Source organism: Hoeflea ulvae (genome assembly GCF_026619435.1).
Taxonomy (GTDB): domain Bacteria; phylum Pseudomonadota; class Alphaproteobacteria; order Rhizobiales; family Rhizobiaceae; genus Hoeflea; species Hoeflea ulvae.
Genome location: NZ_JAOVZQ010000001.1, coordinates 3766010 through 3788115 on the forward strand (window position 1 = coordinate 3766010; position 22106 = coordinate 3788115).

The window sequence follows — 22106 nt, forward strand, 5'->3', positions numbered from 1 at the left end:
CTAGTCGATCCTGTCAATCACATGCATGAAGGAGCCCGCCACGGCGCCACGCTGCAGGCCGGCGACACCCATGTCCGCGCCCAGCGCATCGCGGGAGGAAAACACCCGGTCGGCCTCGCCTTCCGACACGATGGTGGCATAATGGAATTCATGCGCCGAAAGCTCCATCGGCCAGAAGAAACCCGGCATCGGCACGAGCCGGCGATAGCCAAGCTGCCGCTTGCGCTCGGCAAAGCTGCTGACCAGCGGCAGGGCACCGAGCATTTCGTGCCGCGCGCCCTTGGCGTCGATCAGCGCATCGCCCAGCACCATGTAGCCGCCGCATTCGCCATAGACCGGAAGCCCGCGCGAGATCGCGTCCTTCATGCCGGACTTGAACCTGCCGGCAGCGGCGATCGTGCCGGCATGGAGTTCCGGATAGCCGCCGGGCAGAACCACCGCGTTGCAATCGGCCGCAGGGGCTTCGTCGGCCAGCGGCGAGAAGAACGAGATTTCGGCACCGCGCCGCTGCCAGCCCAGCAGCATGTGTTCATAGGCGAAGGCAAAGGCGATATCCCGCGCCACCGCGACCTTCTGGCCCGGAGGCGGCAGCCGCGAGATATTGGCCGGCGCGGTCTTGGGATGGGCGCGTTGCCCCAGCTTGATCAGCATGTCGAGATCAATGCGACTTTCGATCAGGTCGGCGGCATCATCGATCAGTCTTGCCAGTTCGTCGTTCTCACCGGCCTGGACCAGGCCGAGATGGCGGGCCGGCAGTACCAGCTTCTCCACCACCGGCAGGCAGCCGACCACGTCGATCCGCGCCTTTTCGAGCGCCTGGCGCAGCATGCCTTCGTGCCGGGGGCTGGCCACCCGGTTGAGGATGACGCCCGGCATCAGGATATCGGGATGGAAATTGGCAAAGCCGCGCGCCAGGGCCGCCACCGAATGCGACATGCTGGCGCAATCGATCACAAGGATCACCGGCAGACCCAAGAGACCGGCCAGATCGGCGGCGGATCCGGATCCGTCGGCAGCACCGTCAAACAGCCCCATCATGGCCTCGATCACCAGCATGCGGCCGCCCTGGGACTGCAGCGACGCATTGGCCAGCAGCAGATCGCTGCGCATGGCCCAGGGATCATAGTTCAGGCAGCTTTCGCCGCTGGCGGCAGCATGAAACGCCGGATCGATGTAATCCGGACCGGCCTTGCCCGGCGCCAGCGCCACGCCCCGGCGCTTGAGCGCCCTGAGCAGTCCCAGGGTCACAGTGGTCTTGCCCGACCCCGACTGGGGGGCGGCGATCATCAAACCTGTCATGCACTGTCTTTCTGCGCGTCTGCGCGATTTCCAAGGGGTCGGCGGTCAGAACCCGTCCGGCAGCCGCCCCCATCCAGTCGAGCGCCGGGCGCAGCCGCACCACCTGCCCGACCACAACAATGGCCGGCGGCTTCAGCCCGGATGCGGCGACATCATCGGCTGCCCGCTCCAGCGTGGTTTCGAGCACCTGCTGCGCGTCGGTCGAGGCATCGGTGACAAAGGCGACGGGTTCATCCGCAGCCCGGCCAGCGGCAATCAGCTGTGAGGCGATCGCGGCGATATGTTTCATCGCCATATACATGACGATGACCTGGCTGCCGCGCGCCACGCCATCCCAGTCGACCCGGTCGGGCACCAGGCCGGAGGAATCATGGCCGGTCAGGAATGTGACCGTATGGTTGGTGTCGCGGTGGGTCACCGGAATGCCGGCATAGGCCAGCCCGCCAATGCCGGCGGTAATTCCCGGAACGACCCGGAACGGGATGTGATTTTCCACCAATGTCAGCGCTTCCTCGCCGCCACGCCCGAAGACGAACGGATCGCCGCCCTTGAGCCGCAACACCTTGTTGCCGGCCCGCGCCAGTTCGACCAGCCGCAACGAGATGTCGCGCTGCTTGGCCGAGGGCTTGCCGCCGCGCTTGCCGGCATATTCGATCACCGCACCGGGCCGGGCAAATTCCAGGCACCCGGCATTGACCAGAGCGTCATGGACGATCACATCGGCCTGGGCGAGCGCATTGGCGGCATGCAGCGTCAGCAGGCCCGGATCGCCCGGTCCGGCGCCGACAAGCCACACTTCACCCGCTTGCATCTGCGGCAGATTCTGTTGCCAGTTGGTCATGATTTTCCGTTCACGCTCGTGGGGCAAGTCCTGCAAAACACTATGGGTTACACCCGTATCAATCGCACTCTATAACGGCAACAGGCAAGACTCGACCGAGAACTGCGACATGGATGCTGACGAAACCGAAATCCGGCTGGAAAAACCCGCAACGGCCCTGCGCCGCGGCTGGACCACCGGCGCTTGCGCGACGGCTGCGACCAAGGCGGCGCTGACCGCATTGCTGACCGGCACGTTTCCCGACCCTGTCGAAATTACCCTGCCGAAAGGCGAACAGCCGGCCTTTCCGCTGGCCCGCGAAAACCTGTCCACAGAACAGGCCATGGCCGGGATCATCAAGGATGCCGGTGACGATCCCGATGTCACCCATGGCGCACTGGTCATCGCCAGTGTCCGCCGCCTGCCCGAGGCCGCGGGCATCATCTTCCGGGCCGGCGATGGCGTCGGCATGGTGACCAAGGCCGGCCTGCCGGTGGCCGTCGGTGAGCCGGCGATCAATCCGGTGCCGCGGCAGATGATGACCGAGGTGGTCACAACGCTGTGCCAAGAGCATGGCGTGTCACCCGATGTCGAGATCGAGATCGCCATCGGCAATGGCGCCGAGCTGGCGCTGCAGACCTGGAACCCGCGGCTCGGCATTGTCGGCGGCCTGTCGGTGCTCGGCACCACCGGCGTGGTGCATCCGTTCTCCTGCTCGTCCTGGATCCACTCGATCCACCGCGGCATCGATGTCGCCCGCGCCGAGGGCTATGCCCATGTGCTCGGCGCCACCGGCTCGACATCAGAAAAAACCGCGCAGGATTTCTACAAGCTGCCCGATATCGCCTGTCTCGACATGGGTGATTTTGCCGGCGGGTTGCTGAAATATCTCCGCTTCCATCCGGTGCCGCGCCTGACGATTGCCGGTGGCTTTGCCAAGCTGACCAAGCTGGCCCAGGGCGCGCTCGACCTGCATTCCGGCCGCAGCCAGGTCGACATGGTCTGGCTGGCCGACCGCGCCATGGCGCTCGGCGCTCATGTGGATTTGAGGCAGCGGATTCTGTGTGCCAACACGGCGATGGAAGTGCTTGAATTGACTCGGGAACAAGGACTCGACCTGCCTGGTGCAATTGCCGCTGAGGCGCGGACAATGGCGCTCGAAACCCTGCGCGGCGCGCCTGTGGAGGTCGATGTCATGGTGATGGACCGTGCCGGAAAGCTGCTCGCCCATGCCCGATGAACCGGCGCCATCAGAGACCATCCTGATCCTTGGCGGCACCCGCGAGGCCGCCGAACTGGCAAAGGAGCTGGTCGAAAGCCGACCCGCGGCACGCGTCATCATCTCGCTTGCCGGCCGCACCAGGGAACCCGCGCCGCTGGCCGGCGAGGTCCGCAGCGGCGGCTTTGGCGGCATCGATGGACTCGTCTCCTATCTGCGTGAAAACCGCGTCACCCGCCTGATCGATGCCACCCATCCCTTTGCCCGCCAGATCAGCGCCAATGCCGTTGAAGCCGCGCAGATGGCAGGCGTGCCGCTCGAGATCCGCACCCGAATGCCATGGGCCAAACAGCAAGGCGACGAGTGGATCGAGGTCGACACACTAGAAGACGCCCGCAACGCCATCCCGCCACGCGCCCGCGTGCTGCTGGCCCTGGGATCGCAACACATCGGCGTTTTTGCGAGCCGCGATGATGTGCATTTCGTCGTCCGCATGATCGATCCGCCCGAGACCAAGCTGGAGCTTCCCGACCACGCATTGGTGCTCGGCCGCCCCGGCGACACCTCAGCGATCGAGGCAATGCTGCTGATCGCCCATTCCATCACCCACATCCTCTGCCGCAACTCCGGCGGCAAGGCGGCCTACGCCAAGATCGAAGCGGCACGGGAGTTGGGGCTGCCGGTGATCATGGTTGGACGGAGTGATCAAGGCGCGCAGTGAATGCCTGCCGCTCCGACCTACCGGAATTGATCCGGTATCCGGACAGCCCAGATCCTAGGGCTGATCGGGTTGGCAAATCCGTTGCAGCCGATTTGCTCAGTGTGCACCGAGGGGGGCACATGGCCGTCTGCTTTTGCCAAAAATCCGGAACGATCCCTCCAAATCATGACCGACAAGGAAAACCTCTGCCGGAAAGAAATCGGGCGTGTTCTTTCGAATTATTTCATTTCTTTTGCAGCACTTTGCGCGTGTTTTGATGCCTTGTGGTGAGTCTGTTTGTCTGCAAAAATGAACTTGGATCTCGTCCCCATTTTGCCATTTGTATTATTCCAAACAATAGGAAACCCAACATGAAACGAGAAGCGGTCAATCCCTCGACAATGTATAATGCAACGCAGTTTGGGTTTTCGCATGCAGTTGCATCTGAAGGACGCAGAATGCTTCATCTCTCTGGGCAGGTTGCGTGGGACAAGGACAACAACCTGGTTGGCCCGGGAGACCTGGGCGCGCAAGCGGCGCAGGCCTTTGCGAACCTCAAAGAGGTGCTGGCCGCGGAAGGTGCGTCCGCAGCCAATGTTGTCAGGCTCAGGACCTATGTGGTCAATTATTCGCCTGACCAGCTCGAAATCATCGGCCCTGCCATCGGTGCGTTTTATGGCGATGTTATACCCGCAGCCAATACATTGATCGGCGTGCAGTGCCTTGCAATGCCGGATTTCCTAATCGAAATCGAAGCCACCGCAGTTCTGGACTGAGCCAAATTCAACACCAGAACAAGGTCTCTTCACCCAGCGGACGGCGGGTCGATAGGTCCCGGCTCAAGGCGGGGATGGCGACAACTGAGGGACCAGCAATACAAGAGTGTCCTTGTGACGAGAACCGCGGTTGAAATTCCGAAGACAGAGAGGCGCTACGCCACCTTCACCTTCTTCTTTTTCCCGACATTTCTGAGCACATGCGAGTACTCGGCATTGTACAGGTCACTGTCGCGAAAACTGACATCGCCGAACACCTTGCCAACCATGATCAGCGCGGTGCGGGTGATCTTGTGCTTGCGGACCTCTTCCTTCATGCCTTCCAGCGTGGTGCGGATATAGAGCTCATCCGGCCAGGTGGCGCGGTAGGCGATCACCACCGGACAATCGGCGCCGTAGAATGGCTCCAGCGCGCGGCGCACATAGTCGAGATTGCGGATCGACAAATGGATGGCCAGCGTCGCCCGCGACTGGCCGAGGATCTCCAGCTGCTCGAATTCCGGCATCGACGACGCCTTCATGCCGGTGCGGGTGATGATCACTGTCTGGGCGATCTCCGGCAGCGTCAACTCTGTGGCGAGCTTGGCCGCAACCCCGGCAAAAGCCGGCACGCCCGGCACCACCTCATAGTCGATCCCCAGCGCATCGAGCCGCCGCATCTGCTCGGCCACGGCGCCATAGATCGCCGGATCGCCCGAATGCACCCGGGCCACGTCCTGACCGGCGTCGTGCGCGGTCTTCATGTCGGCAATGATCTCGTCGAGATGCATTGGCGCAGTGTCCTTGACCAGCGCATCGTCGGGTGCGGCATGGACGATCTCTTCCGGCACCAGAGAGCCGGCATAAAGACACACCGGGCAACGCTCGATCAGCTTGAGCCCGCGCACGGTGATGAGGTCGGGCGCGCCGGGACCGGCGCCGATGAAATAAACGGTCATGCCGCGTCTCCTGAAGCAATGGATGTCATCACGGTGCCTTCCTTGCGGGCATAACCGCGCGGGGTATAGACCCAGGCCTTGCCGTCACCGGTGGCCACGGTGGTGGAATTGGACGAGCCGACCACCACCACGGTGAGCATGTCGACATCATCGACATTGAGCGCGCCCAGCGGCACGATGCGGATCAGCTCTCCCTCGCGGCCCAGATTGGTAGCAAGGATCACCGGCGTCGAGGCCGGGCGATGTTCAAGCAGCTTGTCACGCGCCCAGGCCAGTTGCGTGCGGCGCTTCTTCGACACCGGATTGTAGAACGCGATGACGAAATCGCCCTCGCCAGCCGCCGTCACCCGGCGCTTGATGTCGTCCCAGGGTGTGAGCAGGTCCGACAGCGAGATGGTGCAGAAATCATGGCCCAGAGGCGCACCCGCGCGTGCCGCCGCAGCCTGCAGCGCCGAGATGCCCGGCGAGACCGCGATCTCGATGCGGCGGGCTTCTGCCGTCAGGCCTTCCGGCCCGTCCGACTTGTCGAGCAGTTCGAACACCAGTGTCGCCATGGCATAGATCCCGGCATCGCCGGAACAGACCAGCGCCACCGATTTGCCTTCGCCCGCCAGTTCCATGGCATGGCGCACCCGCGCCTCTTCCTTGCCGAGATCGAAATCATGCCGCGCCTTGCCTTTGGTCAGCGGCCCGAGCAGATCGAGATAGAGCGAGTAGCCGACCAGATCGGTCGAGGCCGAAACCATTTCGGAAACTTCCGGCGAACGCCAGCCATCCGATCCCGGACCGATGCCGACCACCATCAACTTGCCGCGCGCCCTGCCCGGCAGATTTTCCTGTGTGAAAGGCTGCGGTGCACGGGCGATGGCGCAGGTGGCGCGGCGGCTCTTGCGTTTCTCGGCGATCAGATCACCCGAAGCGCCGGCAGCTGCCAGTGCGGCGCCTTCGGACACGCCGTGGCAGCCGACTTCGGCAAAGACGATGTCGGAGGGATGTTTCAGACGGGGCGTTTCAGCCTCCAGCGTGGCCGCATCAAAGAACCGCGCCGGGCACTCAAAATGGCCCGCCACATGATGCACCGCAGCCTCGTCGGCCTTCACATCAATCGAGGCCACCAGCCCGACCGAGGCCGGTGACAGGCCAGCCTCAGCGAGACTTTCCAAAGCCAGTTTCAACGCTTCATCGCCACTGGCGCCACGCTCGCAGCCGATGCCCAGCACGAGGTCTTGCGGATGATAGAGCAAGCCGTTTTCAGGCGGCGCAATTGCCCTGTCCGAGACCGCCAGAACCAGCTCACCATCCGGCGACAGGGGCAATCCGCTTCCGCTGAGCCAGGGTGCACCGCCGTCGAGCCGCGCGGTTCTGCCGGCCACCAGGTCAGCCATCACCCGCTTGGCGTTTTGGGGATTGGCAAGCACCCAGCCTTGCGGCGGCGCATCCAGCGCGATGCCGAATTTCAGATCGCCCGCCGTGGTGATCGCCGCAAAGCCATCGACGATCCCGGCGATTGTGCGCGCCAAATCATTGGCGCCGTGATGGCCGCCCAACAGCGGAAGCACAGCCGAGCCATCCTCTGCGACAGCCAGCACCGGCGGCTCGGTCATCTTGTCGGACAGGTGCGGCGCCAGCAGCCGGATCACCGCGCCCGCAGCCATCACCGCAATAATCGGCCGGCCGGCCTGAAACAGCTCTGCCAGATGCGCGCCGGTGTTTTCAAATGTCTCATCGACGCCTTCGGAGACGCGGCGGGCAAGCCCGTGCACCTGGCCATCAATGCCGTCGGCAATGCGCCGTGCCAGTGGCAAGGCGGCGTCGGACAGGATGATGACGGCTGGGGAATTTGTCATGCAGTGCTCCCGGGCAGCGCGTGGATCCAGTCCTCGCCGCCCTTGTAAATCAGGATCATGGAAAAATAGGGGGCGGTGTCTTCGGGAACATCGGCGAGCGGCATCAGCCTTTCGGCGTCGAGCGACACGCGTTCCACATAGATTGCATGAGGCAACAGATTCAAACTCTCAATCAGCCCCCGCAAGCGCTTGAAATGCCTGCCGATCTTGATGATCGCCACGGCGTCGGCCGTGTTGATTCTGTTTGTGAGCTCTTGATCGCCAAGCGGTCCGGGCAGCACGGTCAGCACATCGTTGCGCGCCGCCAGCGGACGCCCGGCGGCACTTGCCGCAGCCATCATCGAGGAGACGCCCGGCACCACTTCGGTGTCGTAGCGTTCGGCCAGCCGCTCGAACACATACATGAACGAGCCATAGAAGAACGGATCGCCCTCGCACAGCACCGCCACGTCGCGGCCGGCATCAAGCTCGGCTGCGATCTCGACCGACGCCTTGTCATAGACATCGCGGGCGGGAAAGCGTTCGGTGCGCATTGGCACCACGATCGGGATCTCGGTCTGCCCGCCGGGCAGATGCGGCGTGGCGATGGACCGGGCAAAACTTGCGCCCGTGTCAGGCGCCGGCCAGGCAATCACCGGCACCGCTTGCAGGATCTTGAATGCCTTCAGCGTGATCAGATCGGGATCTCCCGGGCCAAGCCCGAGTCCGTAAAGTTTGCCGCTCATGACGCATACTCATTCGAGGGAAACGCAATTGGTTGGCTTCGGCTACCCCGCACCATTTCATGGTTGTGGCTTACCCCCACCCCAACCCCTCCCCTCAAGGGGGAGGGGCAAGGACGCAGCAAACAGGTTGCCGAAACCTGCACAGACTGAAAGGCGAAATCTGGTGGCATGTGGGACGTGTTCGTCCGCTTAAGCCCCTCCCCCTTGAGGGGAGGGGTTGGGGTGGGGGTCGGCAAAAAACACTTACCTGCAATCAAACCATCATACCCGCTCATGCCTGCTCCTTGGTCACCGACCAGAGTGTGACCGGCACCAGCGGTTTCCAGCCGAGATAGCGGCCGACCGGTTCGGCGCGGTTGACCTGCAGCCGGATCAGCTCGCCGCCATGCACTGCTTGAAGGGCAAACAGCCGTGCCTCGCCTTCCACCGTCACCGCATTGGCGACCAGCCGGCCGGAGGGTTTGAGCGCATCCCAGACCGTCTCGAAGACGCCGTCATTGGAGATGCCGCCGCCGATGAAAACCGCGTCGGGCGTTTCCAGATCGGCAAGTGCTGCGGGTGCCGTGCCGGCGACAATCTCCAGCCCCGGCGCCCCCAGCGTAATGGCATTGTGCGCGGTCATCTTTCTGCGCGCCTCGTTCGATTCAATGGCGATCGCCCGTGCGCCGCGTGCGGCGCGAATCCATTCGATGCCGATCGAGCCGCAGCCGGCGCCGACATCCCACATCAACCCGCCAGGCACCGGCCCGAGCCGGGACAGGGTCACCGCCCTCACCTCCCGCTTGGTCAGTTGCCCGTCATGCTCGAAGGCGTCGTTCGGCAATCCTGGGACCGTTGGCAGCAGCGCTGTTCCGGGCTGCGCTTCGCAGGCAATCGCCAGCGTGTTGAAATCGGCAAAATAGGGCTTGTCGGCGGCAACCCGGTCGGCCCGCATCACCCGCACGCGCTCGTCGGGTCCGCCGATATGTTCGAGCACATGCATCTCGGAGCGGCCATAGCCGCGGGCGCTCAGGATCTGCGCCGCCTCGATCACCGTGCGGCCGGCCGAGGTCAGCGCGATGATCCGGTTGCCCGGCTGCACATGCGCGGCCAGGCCATGCACCGAGCGGCCGTGCAGCGAGATCATCGCCACATCCTGCAGCGCCCAGCCAAGCCGCGAGGCAGCCAGCGAAAACGCCGAGGGCGACGGGATCACCCGCATCTCGGCGGCCGTGAGCGTGCGCATCAGCGTGGCGCCGACGCCGTAAAACATCGGGTCACCCGTGGCCAGGATGGTCACCGGCGTGCCGCGCCGCGCCATCACCAGCGCGATGGTTTCCTTGATGCCAAAGGTCCAGGCAATGGTTTCGCGATCACCGCAGTCAATCCGCGCCAGCACCCGCTCGGGCGCAATGATGGTCTCGGCTGCGTCAAACAGGGTCCGCGCCGGCGGCGTCAGGCTGTCGAGGCCGTTGTCGCCGATGCCGATGACGGTCAGCCAAGGTGTGTCAACCATGCCCTTCAAGCCCCCGGCCAGCGCATTGACCGCCGCACTGGCAAGCGCGCTGCCGCCACGACGGCCGGTGACGGTCAAAAATTCGACGCCGCGCGGATCGGCTGCAAGCGCCGCCTTGCTTTCGGCCGCGCCGACAAAGCCCACCGGCACGCCGATGATGGCTGCCGGTTTCGGCGCACCGGCATCGATCAGTTCAAGCAGCCGGAACAAGGCCGTCGGCGCATTGCCGATGGCAATCACAGCACCGCCCATCTTGTCGGCCCAGAGATCGACCTGAGCCGCAGAGCGGGTGGTCGCATCGCGCGCCGCAATGCCGCGCACCTGCGGATCATTGAGCAGGCAAACCACCTCGTTGTTCACAGGCATCAGCCGCGCGATCACCCCGTGACGCACCATCTCCGCATCGCACAGCACCGGCGCACCAGCTTCAAGCGCCGCCCGCGCGGTTTGGCCAAAACCCTTTGAGGCAACAATGTCATCGGCCAGATCGACCATGCCGCAGGCATGGATCATCCGCACCACGATCGAGCGGGTGCCGGCGTCAAACCGCGCCAGATCCGCTTCCGCCTGGATGATGGCAAAAGACCGCCGATAGATTTCCGCCGGGTCGAGAATGGGGGCCGAAGCACTCATGCCTCAGACCTTCTTCTTGTCCATCGAGCGCGGGCCATGCGGATGGTCGGCATGCGGATAGGGATGGTGGTGGTGATCATGGCCCGGTGCATGATCATGGCCGTGCGCGTGGTCGTCCCCGTGAGAATGCCCGTGATCATGACCATGTTCGTGGCTGTGATCGTGGGAATGCCCATGGTCATGAGAGTGATCATGGTCGTGGGCATGGCCGTGACCGGTCACCGGTTCCAGCGGCGCCGGGCTGGCATGGCTGTGCACCGGCGTCCATGGCAGGCCATGCGCCCTGCAGAATTCCTCCTCGCGGCAGGAGGCATCGCAATCTCCCTTGCAGGGGCAATCCTCCAGACCGCCGCCAATGCCTTCGACATGGTGGTGATGGCTTTCCTGCGGCAGGCCGACTTCGGTCTCGAAGCCCAGCACCTGTTCGCGGTATTTGCACATCTGGCAGTTCATCAGCGCCTGGCCGTCGACGATTTCCTGCACCCGATCCTGGAACGTGTCGAGCACCAGCGGATGATCGCTGAGATAGGACGCCTTGATGAACTGGATCTCGGGATGGTTGGCCGCCACCTCGTCGGTCTGCGCATAGATCCGCTTGACCAGCACGCCGGTGAACAGGAAATAGGGAAACACGATGATGCGCTTGTAGCCGAGCTTGGCCGCATGGCTGAGCCCCGGACCGACCAGCGGAAAGGTGACGCCGGAATAGCAGGTCTCGGCCCAGCCGAAGCCGAACCCTTCCCACAGCATCCGCATCACTTTCGACGCGTTGGAATTGGCGTCGGGATCGGAGGAGCCACGGCCGACAACCATCAGCAGCGTGTCATGCAGGCCGACCTCGCCATGCTCCTTGTTGGCGCTGTCGAGGGCTGCCTGGATGCGTTCGCCGGCGGCGCGGATCATCTTCAGGTCGATGCCGAGCTCGCGGCCATAGCTGATCACCATGCCCGGATTTTGCGCCTGATAGGTGTTGAGCACCGAGGGGATGTCGTTCTTGGCGTGACCGGCGGCAAACAGCATGCCCGGCACCGCCAGCACCCGGGTGACGCCCTTGGCATGCAGCCGGTCGAGCCCTTCGGAGATCACCGGATTGCAGAATTCCAGATAGCCATATTCCACCGGCGTGTCCGGATAGCGGGCCTTGAGCCCCTCGGCCACGGTGGCGAATTCCCCGGCAGCATTCTGGTTGCGGCTGCCATGGCCGCAGACCATGATGCCGATGGTTTCCTCGGTCTTGTGCAAAACTCAGGCCTCCGCAGCGTCGGGTTGCTCGCCGGATTCGGCGTCATCGGCGCGGTCTTCGGCGCGGGTCTTTGCCTTGGTGCCGCGCTTGATCGCCCAGGCCGCAACCGCGCCCGCAGCCGCAGCCGCGGCCCAGCCGACCCAGTGCGAATGGCCAGCCAGATCGCCCATATGCCCTCCATGGGCATAGGCGCTCTGCACGAGCAAAAACGGGATGAGAAGAGAAACAATAAGGGTGCGCATCGGGGCCTCCGGACAACGTGACAAATTCAGCACGATACGCCGGACACCAGGACGCGACCGTCAGGACGCATCTTGTCTTGCCGAACTGGACAGCTCCGGAATTGACCCTTGGAATAAGTCAGCCGCACCGGAATATCTCTCAGCCTGTGATCAGGCGCCGTCGCACATGGGCAAGTCTTAGGCTTTCGGCCAATTGAGGTCAAACACCGAATGCGCCACCTCAGCGCCGATCTGCGCCAGAAGCCGGGTTTTCCCGGATTTCCGTCTCAGCCAAAGCCCAGCCGGCGCGCCGTGGCCTCGAGCAGCCGCCGCTCGCGCGCATCGATGTCGCCATCGGCCCCGGCAATGGTGGCCAGGTGGTCGAGGATCTCGCGCTTGCGCGCCTCGTCTAGCCCGGCCAGCATGTCGGCGGCCTGCGCATCGGTGGTCTCGTAACCGAAATCATGAAGATATTTCAAAATATCGGTCAGCTCGTCGCCATTGAGCCCGAGCAGACGGGTGCAGATCGCGGCAAAGGCGTCGGCCTCGGCGGCTTCAACCGTCTTGTCGGCAAAGGACATCCTGACCAGCAGCAGCAGTTCCGCTGTGAGCACCGGATCATTGGCCACCTTGTGCATGGAGGAATTCTGGTCGAGGAAGGCCCGGACCCTGTCACCGAAACCGGCGCCACCATTGGCTGCATCGCTCATGCTCTATTCCTCTTTTGCGCCAAGTCTCGCCTCGAATTCCAGCCCGAGAAGACCTGCCGTCCTGCGGATCAGGCGGTCCTCGCCCGTCCCCACATCGGAATGGGCCCGGGCGATCCGCATCATGTCGTCTAGAAGAGCAGTTCGGGCCTCCGTGTCAAGCTGGCTGAGCAGGGTGAAGGCCTCCGCATCCACCAGCCTCGCCCGCGGCGAATCGAGCAACGCGTGCAGTTCCGGCATGTCGCGTGGGCTGATGCCGAACTGACGCTCGCAGATCCGCTCGAACGCGGTCAGCTGTGACGGATGCACCACGCCGTCGGCCAGCACCATGCGGAACAGCACCAGCACTTCGGCCAGCGCCACGGGGTTTTCGGCGAGCTTGCCCAGCGCCCCTGTCCATTCCGGCTTGGGTTCAAACATCCGCGCAATCGAAGCAAAAAGCCCCCCGACATGACATCTCCTTCCGACGAGATGATTCCCACCCCCTAAAAACTAATGGGTGCGCGCCGATTGTCCAGAGCAGCGCCGCATGCGATAGCTCGCGACGCCTGTTCCCCCGCCCCCTGCCCTACGGACACCGCCATGGAAGATCTGACGCTGACGCTGACCTTGCTGCTGCTGGCAGCCGCATTCATGGCCGGCTTTGTCGATTCGATCGCCGGCGGCGGCGGATTGATTGCGGTGCCGGCGCTGTTGCTGGCCGGTTTCTCGCCGGTGGAAGCGCTTGGCACCAACAAGCTGCAGGGCCTGTTCGGCTCAGGCTCGGCGACAGTCGCCTATGCCCGCAAGGGCCATGTCGATCTCAAGGCGCAATTGCCGTCGGCTGCCCTGTCTGCCGCCGGAGCAGCGCTTGGCGCCATACTGGCCACCATAATTCCGGGCGAGATGTTCCGCGCCTTCCTGCCGTTTTTGCTGGTCGCCATCGCGCTCTATTTCGCCTTCAAGCCGAATATGGGCGACATCGACCGAGCCCGGCGGCTGTCGCCGTTCCTGTTCGGGCTGATGATCGTGCCGATGATCGGCTTCTATGACGGCGTCTTCGGCCCCGGCGCAGGCTCTTTCTTCATGCTCGCCTTTGTGGCGCTGGCCGGCTACGGCCTGCTCAAGGCGACCGCCCACACCAAACTGCTCAACTTCGCCTCCAATCTCGGCGCCTTTGGCATTTTCGCCTTTTTCGGCGTCATCTCCTGGAAGATCGGCTTGATGATGGGCGCCGCCCAGTTTTTGGGCGCCCAGGCCGGATCGCGGCTGGCGATGAAAAACGGCGCAAAAATCATCAAGCCACTGCTGGTGATCACCTGCGTGGCGCTGGCGGCGAAGCTGCTGCTGGATAAATAGAGCCGGTAGCCGGCCAGCATCGTCATCCCTCAGCACCAGCCGCCGCATCTTGACGGCTTGAGCAAATTCGTATTTAACGTAGTTGTTATATAACAGGTACGTTAAATGCAAACCGACCAGCTGTCCCTCACCTTTTCCGCACTCGCCGATCCGACCCGCCGGGCCATCCTGCAGCGTCTGAGCGAGGGTGAAGCGTCGGTTGGGGAGCTTGCTGCACCTTTTGACATCTCGATGCCGGCCATCTCCCGGCACCTCAAGGTGCTGGAGCGTGCCGGTCTCGTCGCGCGCACCCAGAACGCCCAGTGGCGGCCAGTGCAGCTCAACGCGACACCTTTGGTCGAGGTCGCCAATTGGGTGGAGCTGTACCGCCGGCATTGGCAGGGGGCGTTTGACCGCATGGATGCGTATCTGGCCGAGATTCAGAAAGGAGATCCCGATGTCGAACACTGATGCAACACCCGGGCAGCTGGCGCTCGACATCGACAGGGTGTTCGCCGCGCCGCGGGAACTCGTCTGGAGGTTATGGAGCGATCCCGAACATCTGGTGCGCTGGCATGGTCCCGAGGGCTGCGCGCTCAGCCAGTGCGAGCAGGATTTTCGCGCCGGCGGAAGCTGGCGACGCACCATGACCGCTGGTCCGGGACATGCCCACGTGATCTTTGGAGAATTTATCGAGGTCGATAAACCGCGCCGGTTGAGCTTCACCTACACCAATGAGCGCGACGGCTTCGAGACAATCGTGACCATGGACTTCCTTGAGCAGCCCGACGGCACCACGCGGATGCTGTTCAGGCAGACACCGTTTATCAGCCGCGAGGAACGGGATGGCCACGACCAAGGCTGGAACAGCAGTTTCGATCTGCTCAGCCGCTATCTCGCGCTGCTGGCAGGCCATGACTGGGGACCAAGGGGACGCCCGCGCATAGACGGAGTGGCGGAGGATCTTGCCGCGGCGAAGGCACGCCACGAGCAGGAGATGAAGGAAAAAGCGAATGAAGATCGGCACACCGACAGTCGTTGAATACGCCGCCAGACCCTACGTCGCGTTGCGGCGTCAGGTGGTGATGCCAATCGGCAAGGACGCGACCGAAACCATGGACCAGCTCGTCAGGGAAATCGAAGCGCAAGGGGTTCAGGGAACGGGTGCCGCGATTTTCAAATACAACATCGTCAAGATGCCGGAGCTCGAGATGGAGTTCGGTTTCGAGACCCGGATAGCACAAACGACGACCGGCGAACTGATGAGCGGCATCCTGCCGGCAGGGCGCTATGCGGAGCTGATATTCGTGGGGCCATACCGCTATCTCACCAAAGTGAATGGCGCCCTTATCGACTGGTCGCGCCAGAATGGTCTGGCATTCGACATGCACCCCGATGCCGACGGCGACCATTTTGCCTCTCGTGTCGAATTTTACCCCAACAGCCCGCAGGACGTACCGGACCCCGACAAGCTCAAGACTATAGTGGCCATCAAACTGAAAGACTGACCCTGGCTGGACGCGGTCATTGCCAGAGTGATGGGCAAACCGTGAAATGGGGCCAGAAGAGGTCATCAAGGCCGACTTCCGCTCCGCCTCCGCGCTCCAACACTACCGCCCCTAAAACACCGCCAGCAAGATCGCCCCCGCACCAATCAACACCACACCGAACCAGTTCATCGCCGAGAGATGTTCGCCCAGAAACATCACCCCGAAAATCGCCACCAGCACGATCGAGAGTTTGTCGAGCGGCGCCACGCGGGCGGCGTCGCCCAGTTTCAGGGCCCGGAAATAGGCGAGCCATGACGCGCCTGTCGCCAGACCCGACAGGCCCAGAAAGATCCATGTCTTGAGCGGGATGGTCTGCGGATTGCGCCATTTGCCCATCGCCGTCAGGATTCCGCCGAGCACCAGCATGATCACGCAGGTGCGGATGAAGGTGGCGAGATCGCTGTCGATGTCGCTGATGCCGATCTTGGCGAAGATCGCGGTCAGGGCGGCAAACACCGCCGCAATCAGCGCCCAGAATTGCCAGTTTGCCGAAAGGCTCATGGCCACCCCCTTTGTCAGAACTCGACGCCGACCTGGGCCTTCACGCCGGAGCGGAACGGATGCTTGATCACTTCCATCTCGGTGACCAGATCGGCGAACTCGATCAGCTCTTCCTTGGCGTTGCGGCCGGTGATGATGACGTGCTTCATCTCGGGCTTGGCCTTCAGCGTCTCGATCACTTCACCCACGTCAAGATAGTCGTAGCGCAGCACGATGTTGAGCTCGTCGCACAGCACCATGTCGATCTCGGGATCGAGGATCATCTCGCGCGCCTTGTTCCAGGCCTCGCGCGCGGCGGCAATGTCGCGGCCTCGGTCCTGGGTTTCCCAGGTAAAGCCTTCGCCCATGGTCGCCATGGTCACCTGGTCGGGAAAGGCTTCCAGCACCTTGCGCTCGCCGGTCGACCATTTGCCCTTGACGAACTGGACGATGCCGACCTTCATGCCGTTGCCGATGGCGCGGAAAATCATGCCGAAGGCGGCGGTGGATTTGCCCTTGCCCTTGCCTGTGTGGACGATCACCAGGCCCTTTTCGATGGTCTTGGTGGCGATGATCTTGTCGCGCGCCGCCTTCTTCTTCTTCATCTTTTCGGCATGGCGCTCATTGAGCTGCTCTTCGCTCATTCCGTCAGTGATCTTTTCGCGTTCGCTCATCGCTTGTCCATCCTGTTCATCATCACTACTGACCGGCAAATCTGCCGGGTCGCTGGCCCTGCCGGGCCATTCAGGCCTGCGGCGGATCGAAGGTCTTGGCAAACCAGATCCGCTGCTTAGCCCCCTCGACTGCCGGCAGCCGGCCGCATTCACTATAGCCCAATCCCTTGTAAAATCGCGGGGCCTGGAATTCGAAGGTGTCGAGATAGACCCCGGCCAGATTTTTCTGCCGGGCAAAGTCCTCGGCCCCGGCCAGCAGCGCGCGACCAGTGCCGCTGCCGCGCTGGCCCTCGGCAATGCCGAGCAGCTTGATGAACAGCCAGCCCTGAACCGTATGCGCCGTCAGGCCGCCAGCCAGTTCCCCATCGACGCCACAGGCCTTGAGCTGCAGCTGCTCGGGCTCGAACGGCAGTCCCAGCTTGGCCGCGGTCCCGTCGATAATGGCTTCGATCGTGTCTGCGAACTCGCCACTTGTGTCGGTGATCACGCTTATGTCGACAGTCATGCTCAGTCCTTGTGTCCGTGGGCAAGATCGGCAAGCGCAAACTTGGCCGAATTGCTCTTCGGCGTCCACAGCCCGCGCTCGATTGCTTCCTCGAATTTTTCGGCCATTTCTCTCAGCGCATCCGGGTTTTTCTCACGCAGAAAAGCGAGCGTGTCCTCGTCCATCAGATAGGCCTGGTAGACCGCGTCGAAATGCGCGTCGCGCACCGCCCCGGTGGTCGCCGCAAAGGCAAACAGATAATCGACCGTCGCCGCCATCTCGAAGGCGCCCTTGTAGCCATGACGCTTGACGCCCGCGATCCATTTCGGATTGACCGCCCGACCGCGCACCACCCGGGCGATCTCTTCCTCCAGCGAACGGATCACCGGGCGCTCGGGCCGGGAATGGTCATTGTGATAGATCGCAGGACGGGTGCCGCGCGCCGCTTCCACTGCCGCCGTCATGCCGCCTTCGAACTGGTAGTAATCATCGGAATCCAAGAGATCATGCTCGCGGTTGTCCTGGTTCTGCACCACCGCCTCCACGGTTGAGAGCCGCTGCTCGAACAGCTCATGCGCTGCCTGCCCCTCTTCGCCCGCGCCATAGGCATAGCCACCCCAGACGACGAAGGCCTCGGCCAGCTCGCCACGATCAGTCCAGCCGCCCTCATCCATCAGCGCCTGCAGCCCGGCGCCATAGGCCCCCGGCTTGGAGCCGAACACCCGGAACGAGGACTGCCGTGCAGCGGCCTCGGGCGAAGCCCCGCTGGCAATCAACCCGGCGGCTTCGCTTCGCGCCCGTGCCGCCAGCGGATTGTCAGCCTCGTCCTCGTCCAGCGCCGCAACAGCACGGGTTGCCCGGTCAAACAACGCGATCTGGTCGGGAAAGGCATCACGGAAAAAGCCGGAAATCCGCAAGGTGACGTCAACCCGCGGCCGGTTCATCATCGCCAGTGGAATGATCTCGTAGCCGGTGACCCGCCGCGAGGCCGGATCCCAGACCGGCTTGGCGCCGATCAGCGCCAGCGCCTGGGCAATGTCATCACCGCCGGTGCGCATGTTGGATGTGCCCCAGGCGGTCAGCGCCATCGAGGTCGGCCATTCGCCGTGATCCTGAACATGCCGGGTGACCAGCAATTCCGCCGATTTCTGCCCCAGCTCCCAGGCCGCCGGCGTCGGCACCGCACGGCTGTCCACCGAATAGAAATTCCGCCCCGTCGGCAAAACGTCCGGCCGCCCCCGCGTCGGCGCACCCGAAGGCCCCGGCGCGACGAACCGCCCATCGAGCGCCGTCAGAAGCCCGTTGATTTCAGCATCGCCGCAAGCCTCGACCGATGGCTTGATCAGGGTTTCGATGTTCTCCATCACCGCCCGCGTCGCGGGCCAGTCATCCGGCAAGGCCAGGCGTTCCGACACCAGCTCAATCGCCAGCAATTCGATCCGCTCGACCGTATCGCCATTCGTGCGCCAGAGATCGTCGGAAACTGATTGCAAAATTGAAGGCTTGGGACCGGACCATGGTTCGCCCATGGCGCAATCGAGGGGGTCGAACAAAGGCCCCTCCCCAACCCCTCCCCACAAGGGGGAGGGGCTAGACGGCCGCGCCTTCACAGAAGAAAATCCGGATTTTCCGTTGTCGATAGTTGTTTCAGAATGCGCGTCACCCGCTGAGCCGAGCCCCTCCCCCTTGTGGGGAGGGGTTGGGGAGGGGTTTTGACCCGACAGTCCAGCATCCCGCGCAATCGCCCGCTGCAGACTGTCTTCGCCCGGCGCCTCGCCGCGCTTGATCCGCGCCAGCGCCACGGTGAGATCGATGAGCAGCCCGCCCTCGGGCGAGAGCCCGAAGATGTGCAGCCCGTCGCGGATCTGCATTTCCTTGAGATCACACAGCCAGGCGTCGAGCTTTTCCAGCGCCAGATCATCATCATCACCAGGCACAATCCCGGCATCGGCGTCGAGCCCGATATCGCGCACCAGATCAAGGATCTGGGCTTTGAGCAATTTCAGCCGTCGCGGATCATGGCCCGACGCCTCGTAAAATTCATCGACCAGCGCTTCGAGATCCCTGAGCGGTCCGTAGCTTTCAGCCCGGGTCAGCGGTGGCGTCAGATGGTCGATGATGACGGCCGAGGTGCGCCGTTTGGCCTGCGTCCCCTCGCCCGGATCATTGACGATGAAGGGATAGATATGCGGCATGGCCCCAAGCACAGCTTCGGGATAGCAGGCCCGCGACAAGGCCAATGCCTTGCCCGGCAGCCATTCGAGATTGCCGTGCTTGCCCATGTGGATGACCGCATGGACATCGAAACTCTGGCGCAGCCAGGCATAGAAGGCGAAATAGCCATGCGGCGGCACCAGATCCGGCGCATGATAGCTGGCCTTGGGATCGATATTGTAGCCGCGCGCCGGCTGGATGCCGACGGCGACATTGCCGAATGTCAGCAGCGCCAGATGGAATGCGCCGTCGCGGTAGAACGGATCGGTCTCGGGCGCGCCCCAGCGCTCGGTGACTGCGGCTTGGATAGTTGGATCGAGTGCTTCGAAAAACGTCCTGTAGGCATCAAGCGACAACGGCACCCCGCCTCTGCGATCGTCGCGAATGGCATTGGTCGGCCCGGCCTTCAGCGCCGTGACCAGCGCGTCGCCGTCAGCCGGAAGCTCGCCGGTCTGGTACCCGGCCTTGGCCATCGCCCGCAGCACTTCGACGGTGCCGGCCGGCGTGTCCAGCCCGACCCCATTGGCTATACGGCCATCGCCGTTGGGATAATTGGCCAGCACGATCGCCACCCGGCGATCCGCGGCTTGTGCGCGCCGCAACCGCGCCCAGCGCGATGCCAGCTCAGCGACAAACTGCACCCGGTCCGGCTCCGGCGCATGGGTGACGATATTGGCCTGCACCGTCTCGTCAAAGCGCGCCGCCGACTTGAACGACACAGCACGGCTCAGCACCCGGCCATCGACTTCAGGCAGCGCCACATGCATGGCCAGATCGCGCGAGGTCAGGCCCTGTTGCGACGCGGCCCAGGCCTCGCGGCCGCCACCGGCAAACACTACCTGCAACACCGGTGCGCCAGTCGATTCCAGCACCGTGCCCTTGGTCTGCCCGCCCGGCGAGGACACCGCGAATCCGGTGGCATTGATCACAACGTCAGGCGCCGCATCGGCGAAAATCGCTTCCACGGTGCCGACCGAGACCGGGTCCTTGAGGCTGGAGACAAACACCGGCAGCGCGTTGACGCCCTCGGCCTTCAGCCCGTCGCACAAGGCAGCCACCGGCGCAGTCTGTCCGCTCTGAACCAGCGCCCGGTAAAAACAGATCGCTGCCACCGGCGCGCCCGGGATCCAGTCCTTGCTCAGATCGTCTAGCGCGGGATTGCTCACGGTTGGATGCCACAGCCCGGCCTTGAGCAGCGGAGCCGCCGGTGCAGGTTGCTCGCCGCCGTCCAGCAGCGCTTCGGCAAATTCGATCAGCCCGCGGGCATTTTCGGCACCACCCTCGATCAGATAGGCCCAGAGCTGGTCGCGCGCCGCCGGATCCAGCGTCGACAGCGGCTCCAGCCCAGGATCGGGCCGGTCATCGCCCGGCAATGCCGCAATCTTGAAGTTATTTGCGACCGAGGCCGCATGCAGGCTTTCGAGCGCATAGGCGAAATAGCTGGCACCGCCCAGCGCACGGACGACCACCAGCCTGGCCTTCGGCGCCATCTTCGCGACAAAGGTGTCGACCGACATCGGATGCTTGAGATCGCTGAGGCTCGCCAGCCGCCAGGTCAGATTGCCTGTCGTCTGCCGCGCCGCTGCGATGCTGGCAAGTTCGGTATCGGCAGCACTCAGGAACAGGATGTCGCCCGGGCTCTGCCCGAGGTCGACGGCCTCGTCGCCATCGCTCAGGCTTCCCTTCTGTGCGACCAGCAGATGCATTATCCGGTCAGCCCGGCGAGACCTGCGCGGATGGCTGTCTCGTCAAGGTCGTGCAGGCCGATCACCACCAGCCGGGTTTCGCGCGTTTCGCCGCCCGCCCATGGCCGGTCGAAATGGGTGTCGATGCGGCTGCCCACCGCCTGAACCACCATCCGCATCGGCTTGCCGGGCATATCGGCAAAGCCCTTGAGCCGCAGGATGTCGTGGGTGGTGATCAGGTTCTTGAGCCCTTCGTTGAACGCAGCCGCGTCGCTGACAGGGCCGAGCGAGACAACAAAGCTTTCGAACTCGTCGTGATCATGGTCATGCTCATGGCCATCAGCGTGGTGGATGTCGTGATGCGACTTGCGGTTGGCGATGTCGTCTTCAGTGCCGATCCCCAGCCCCAGCAGCACTTCTGGCGCCACTTCGCCCTGCCGCGCCTCGACAAAGATCGGCTTGCGCGTCAGGTGGCCGGCTATTCCGGCGCGCACGCCTTCGAGTTCGGCGGCGCTGATCAGATCGGCCTTGTTGAGGATGATCAGATCGGCGGCCGTGAGCTGGTCCTCGAACAGCTCCTCGAGCGGGCTTTCGTGATCGAGCCCCTCGTCAGCCAGACGCTGCGCGTCCAGCTTGTCGTGATCATGGGCGAAGCGGCCGGCGGCAACGGCGGCGCTGTCGACCACGGTGACCACACCATCAACGGTAACTTGCGTCTTGATGCCGGGCCAGTTGAAGGCGGCGACCAGCGGCTGCGGCAGCGCCAGGCCGGAGGTCTCGATAACGATGTGATCCGGCCGGTCCTTGCGCGCCAGCAGCTTTTCCATGGTCGGGATGAAATCATCCGCAACCGTGCAGCAGATGCAGCCATTGGTCAGCTCGACAATATCGTCGGCGCTGCAGACTTCCTCGCCGCAGCCCTTGAGCACGTCGCCATCGACACCGAGATCGCCGAACTCGTTGATGATCAGCGCAATCCGCTTGCCCTTGGCATTGGTCAGCATGTGGCGGATCAGCGTGGTCTTGCCCGCACCTAGAAAGCCGGTGATCACGGTGGCGGGAATTTTCGAACCAATCAT

Annotated in this window: 21 protein-coding genes and 1 pseudogene; 7 read left to right on the forward strand and 15 right to left on the reverse strand. The window is 63.6% G+C overall.

The window, feature by feature from the left end:
* Both OEG82_RS17920 and cobA read right to left on the reverse strand, forming a co-directional pair.
* On the reverse strand, positions 1-1299 hold the full coding sequence (locus OEG82_RS17920; RefSeq protein WP_267613747.1) for a cobyrinic acid a,c-diamide synthase CobB: 1299 nt from the start codon (positions 1297-1299) through the stop codon (positions 1-3).
* Between the two features lie 34 nt (positions 1300-1333).
* A pseudogene (gene cobA, locus OEG82_RS17925) lies at positions 1334-2140 on the reverse strand (uroporphyrinogen-III C-methyltransferase); the annotation flags it as partial.
* 109 nt (positions 2141-2249) lie between these two features.
* Here cobA and OEG82_RS17930 point away from each other — a divergent pair.
* The 3 genes from OEG82_RS17930 (at position 2250) to OEG82_RS17940 (ending at position 4814) form a co-directional block, all read left to right on the forward strand.
* On the forward strand, positions 2250-3359 hold the full coding sequence (locus OEG82_RS17930; protein ID WP_267613748.1) for a cobalt-precorrin-5B (C(1))-methyltransferase: 1110 nt from the start codon (positions 2250-2252) through the stop codon (positions 3357-3359).
* On the forward strand, positions 3349-4059 hold the full coding sequence (locus tag OEG82_RS17935) for a cobalt-precorrin-6A reductase (RefSeq protein ID WP_267613749.1): 711 nt from the start codon (positions 3349-3351) through the stop codon (positions 4057-4059). The genes OEG82_RS17930 and OEG82_RS17935 overlap by 11 nt, the downstream gene beginning before the upstream one ends.
* Positions 4060-4409: 350 nt before the next feature.
* Positions 4410-4814 (forward strand): RidA family protein, encoded by a 405-nt coding sequence (locus OEG82_RS17940; protein ID WP_267613750.1) that lies wholly within the window; start codon positions 4410-4412, stop codon positions 4812-4814.
* A 155-nt stretch (positions 4815-4969) separates the two neighbouring features.
* Here OEG82_RS17940 and cobM read toward each other — a convergent pair whose 3' ends face one another.
* The 8 genes from cobM to OEG82_RS17985 form a co-directional block, all read right to left on the reverse strand.
* Positions 4970-5752, reverse strand: a complete 783-nt coding sequence (gene cobM, locus OEG82_RS17945; protein WP_267613751.1) for a precorrin-4 C(11)-methyltransferase — start codon at positions 5750-5752, stop codon at positions 4970-4972.
* Positions 5749-7599 (reverse strand): precorrin-3B C(17)-methyltransferase, encoded by a 1851-nt coding sequence (gene cobJ, locus OEG82_RS17950; protein ID WP_267613752.1) that lies wholly within the window; start codon positions 7597-7599, stop codon positions 5749-5751. The genes cobM and cobJ overlap by 4 nt, the downstream gene beginning before the upstream one ends.
* Positions 7596-8324: a precorrin-2 C(20)-methyltransferase gene (gene cobI, locus OEG82_RS17955; RefSeq protein ID WP_267613753.1), complete on the reverse strand. Its 729-nt coding sequence runs from the start codon at positions 8322-8324 to the stop codon at positions 7596-7598. Before cobI ends, cobJ begins: the two co-directional genes overlap by 4 nt.
* A gap of 271 nt (positions 8325-8595) precedes the next feature.
* Positions 8596-10452, reverse strand: coding sequence for a precorrin-8X methylmutase (locus OEG82_RS17960; RefSeq protein WP_425497598.1), 1857 nt, complete (start codon positions 10450-10452; stop codon positions 8596-8598).
* Positions 10453-10455: 3 nt separating this feature from the next.
* Complete coding sequence (locus tag OEG82_RS17970) at positions 10456-11664, reverse strand: sirohydrochlorin chelatase (RefSeq protein ID WP_267614994.1); 1209 nt, start codon at positions 11662-11664, stop codon at positions 10456-10458.
* A gap of 33 nt (positions 11665-11697) precedes the next feature.
* A complete protein-coding gene (locus OEG82_RS17975) occupies positions 11698-11937 on the reverse strand; it encodes a DUF6732 family protein (protein ID WP_267613754.1) in 240 nt (79 codons plus the stop codon).
* Positions 11938-12203: 266 nt separating this feature from the next.
* Complete coding sequence (locus tag OEG82_RS17980) at positions 12204-12626, reverse strand: TerB family tellurite resistance protein (RefSeq protein ID WP_267613755.1); 423 nt, start codon at positions 12624-12626, stop codon at positions 12204-12206.
* Between the two features lie 3 nt (positions 12627-12629).
* Positions 12630-13043 carry a tellurite resistance TerB family protein gene (locus OEG82_RS17985; RefSeq protein WP_267613756.1) on the reverse strand — a complete coding sequence of 138 codons (414 nt, stop codon included), beginning with the start codon at positions 13041-13043 and terminating at the stop codon, positions 12630-12632.
* Positions 13044-13205: 162 nt separating this feature from the next.
* Here OEG82_RS17985 and OEG82_RS17990 point away from each other — a divergent pair, with 162 nt between their 5' ends.
* The 4 genes from OEG82_RS17990 (at position 13206) to OEG82_RS18005 (ending at position 15448) form a co-directional block, all read left to right on the forward strand.
* Complete coding sequence (locus OEG82_RS17990; protein ID WP_267613757.1) at positions 13206-13961, forward strand: TSUP family transporter; 756 nt, start codon at positions 13206-13208, stop codon at positions 13959-13961.
* Between the two features lie 105 nt (positions 13962-14066).
* Entirely contained in the window at positions 14067-14411 is a 345-nt protein-coding gene (locus tag OEG82_RS17995; protein ID WP_267613758.1) for an ArsR/SmtB family transcription factor, read from the forward strand.
* On the forward strand, positions 14398-14982 hold the full coding sequence (locus OEG82_RS18000; protein ID WP_267613759.1) for an SRPBCC family protein: 585 nt from the start codon (positions 14398-14400) through the stop codon (positions 14980-14982). The genes OEG82_RS17995 and OEG82_RS18000 overlap by 14 nt, the downstream gene beginning before the upstream one ends.
* Positions 14954-15448, forward strand: coding sequence for a GyrI-like domain-containing protein (locus OEG82_RS18005; RefSeq protein WP_267613760.1), 495 nt, complete (start codon positions 14954-14956; stop codon positions 15446-15448). The genes OEG82_RS18000 and OEG82_RS18005 overlap by 29 nt, the downstream gene beginning before the upstream one ends.
* A gap of 111 nt (positions 15449-15559) precedes the next feature.
* On the opposite strand, the gene OEG82_RS18010 is transcribed toward OEG82_RS18005, so the two are convergent.
* The 5 genes from OEG82_RS18010 to cobW all read right to left on the reverse strand — a co-directional run bounded on the left by OEG82_RS18010 (position 15560) and on the right by cobW (position 22106).
* Positions 15560-15991, reverse strand: a complete 432-nt coding sequence (locus OEG82_RS18010; protein WP_267613761.1) for an EamA family transporter — start codon at positions 15989-15991, stop codon at positions 15560-15562.
* A gap of 14 nt (positions 15992-16005) precedes the next feature.
* The gene (cobO, locus tag OEG82_RS18015; protein ID WP_267613762.1) at positions 16006-16644 is read right to left on the reverse strand and encodes a cob(I)yrinic acid a,c-diamide adenosyltransferase; all 639 of its coding nucleotides are present in this window, start codon (positions 16642-16644) and stop codon (positions 16006-16008) included.
* Positions 16645-16714: 70 nt separating this feature from the next.
* On the reverse strand, positions 16715-17149 hold the full coding sequence (locus OEG82_RS18020) for a GNAT family N-acetyltransferase (protein ID WP_267613763.1): 435 nt from the start codon (positions 17147-17149) through the stop codon (positions 16715-16717).
* A gap of 2 nt (positions 17150-17151) precedes the next feature.
* The gene (cobN, locus tag OEG82_RS18025; RefSeq protein ID WP_267613764.1) at positions 17152-21048 is read right to left on the reverse strand and encodes a cobaltochelatase subunit CobN; all 3897 of its coding nucleotides are present in this window, start codon (positions 21046-21048) and stop codon (positions 17152-17154) included.
* The gene (gene cobW, locus OEG82_RS18030) at positions 21048-22106 is read right to left on the reverse strand and encodes a cobalamin biosynthesis protein CobW (RefSeq protein WP_267613765.1); all 1059 of its coding nucleotides are present in this window, start codon (positions 22104-22106) and stop codon (positions 21048-21050) included. Before cobW ends, cobN begins: the two co-directional genes overlap by 1 nt.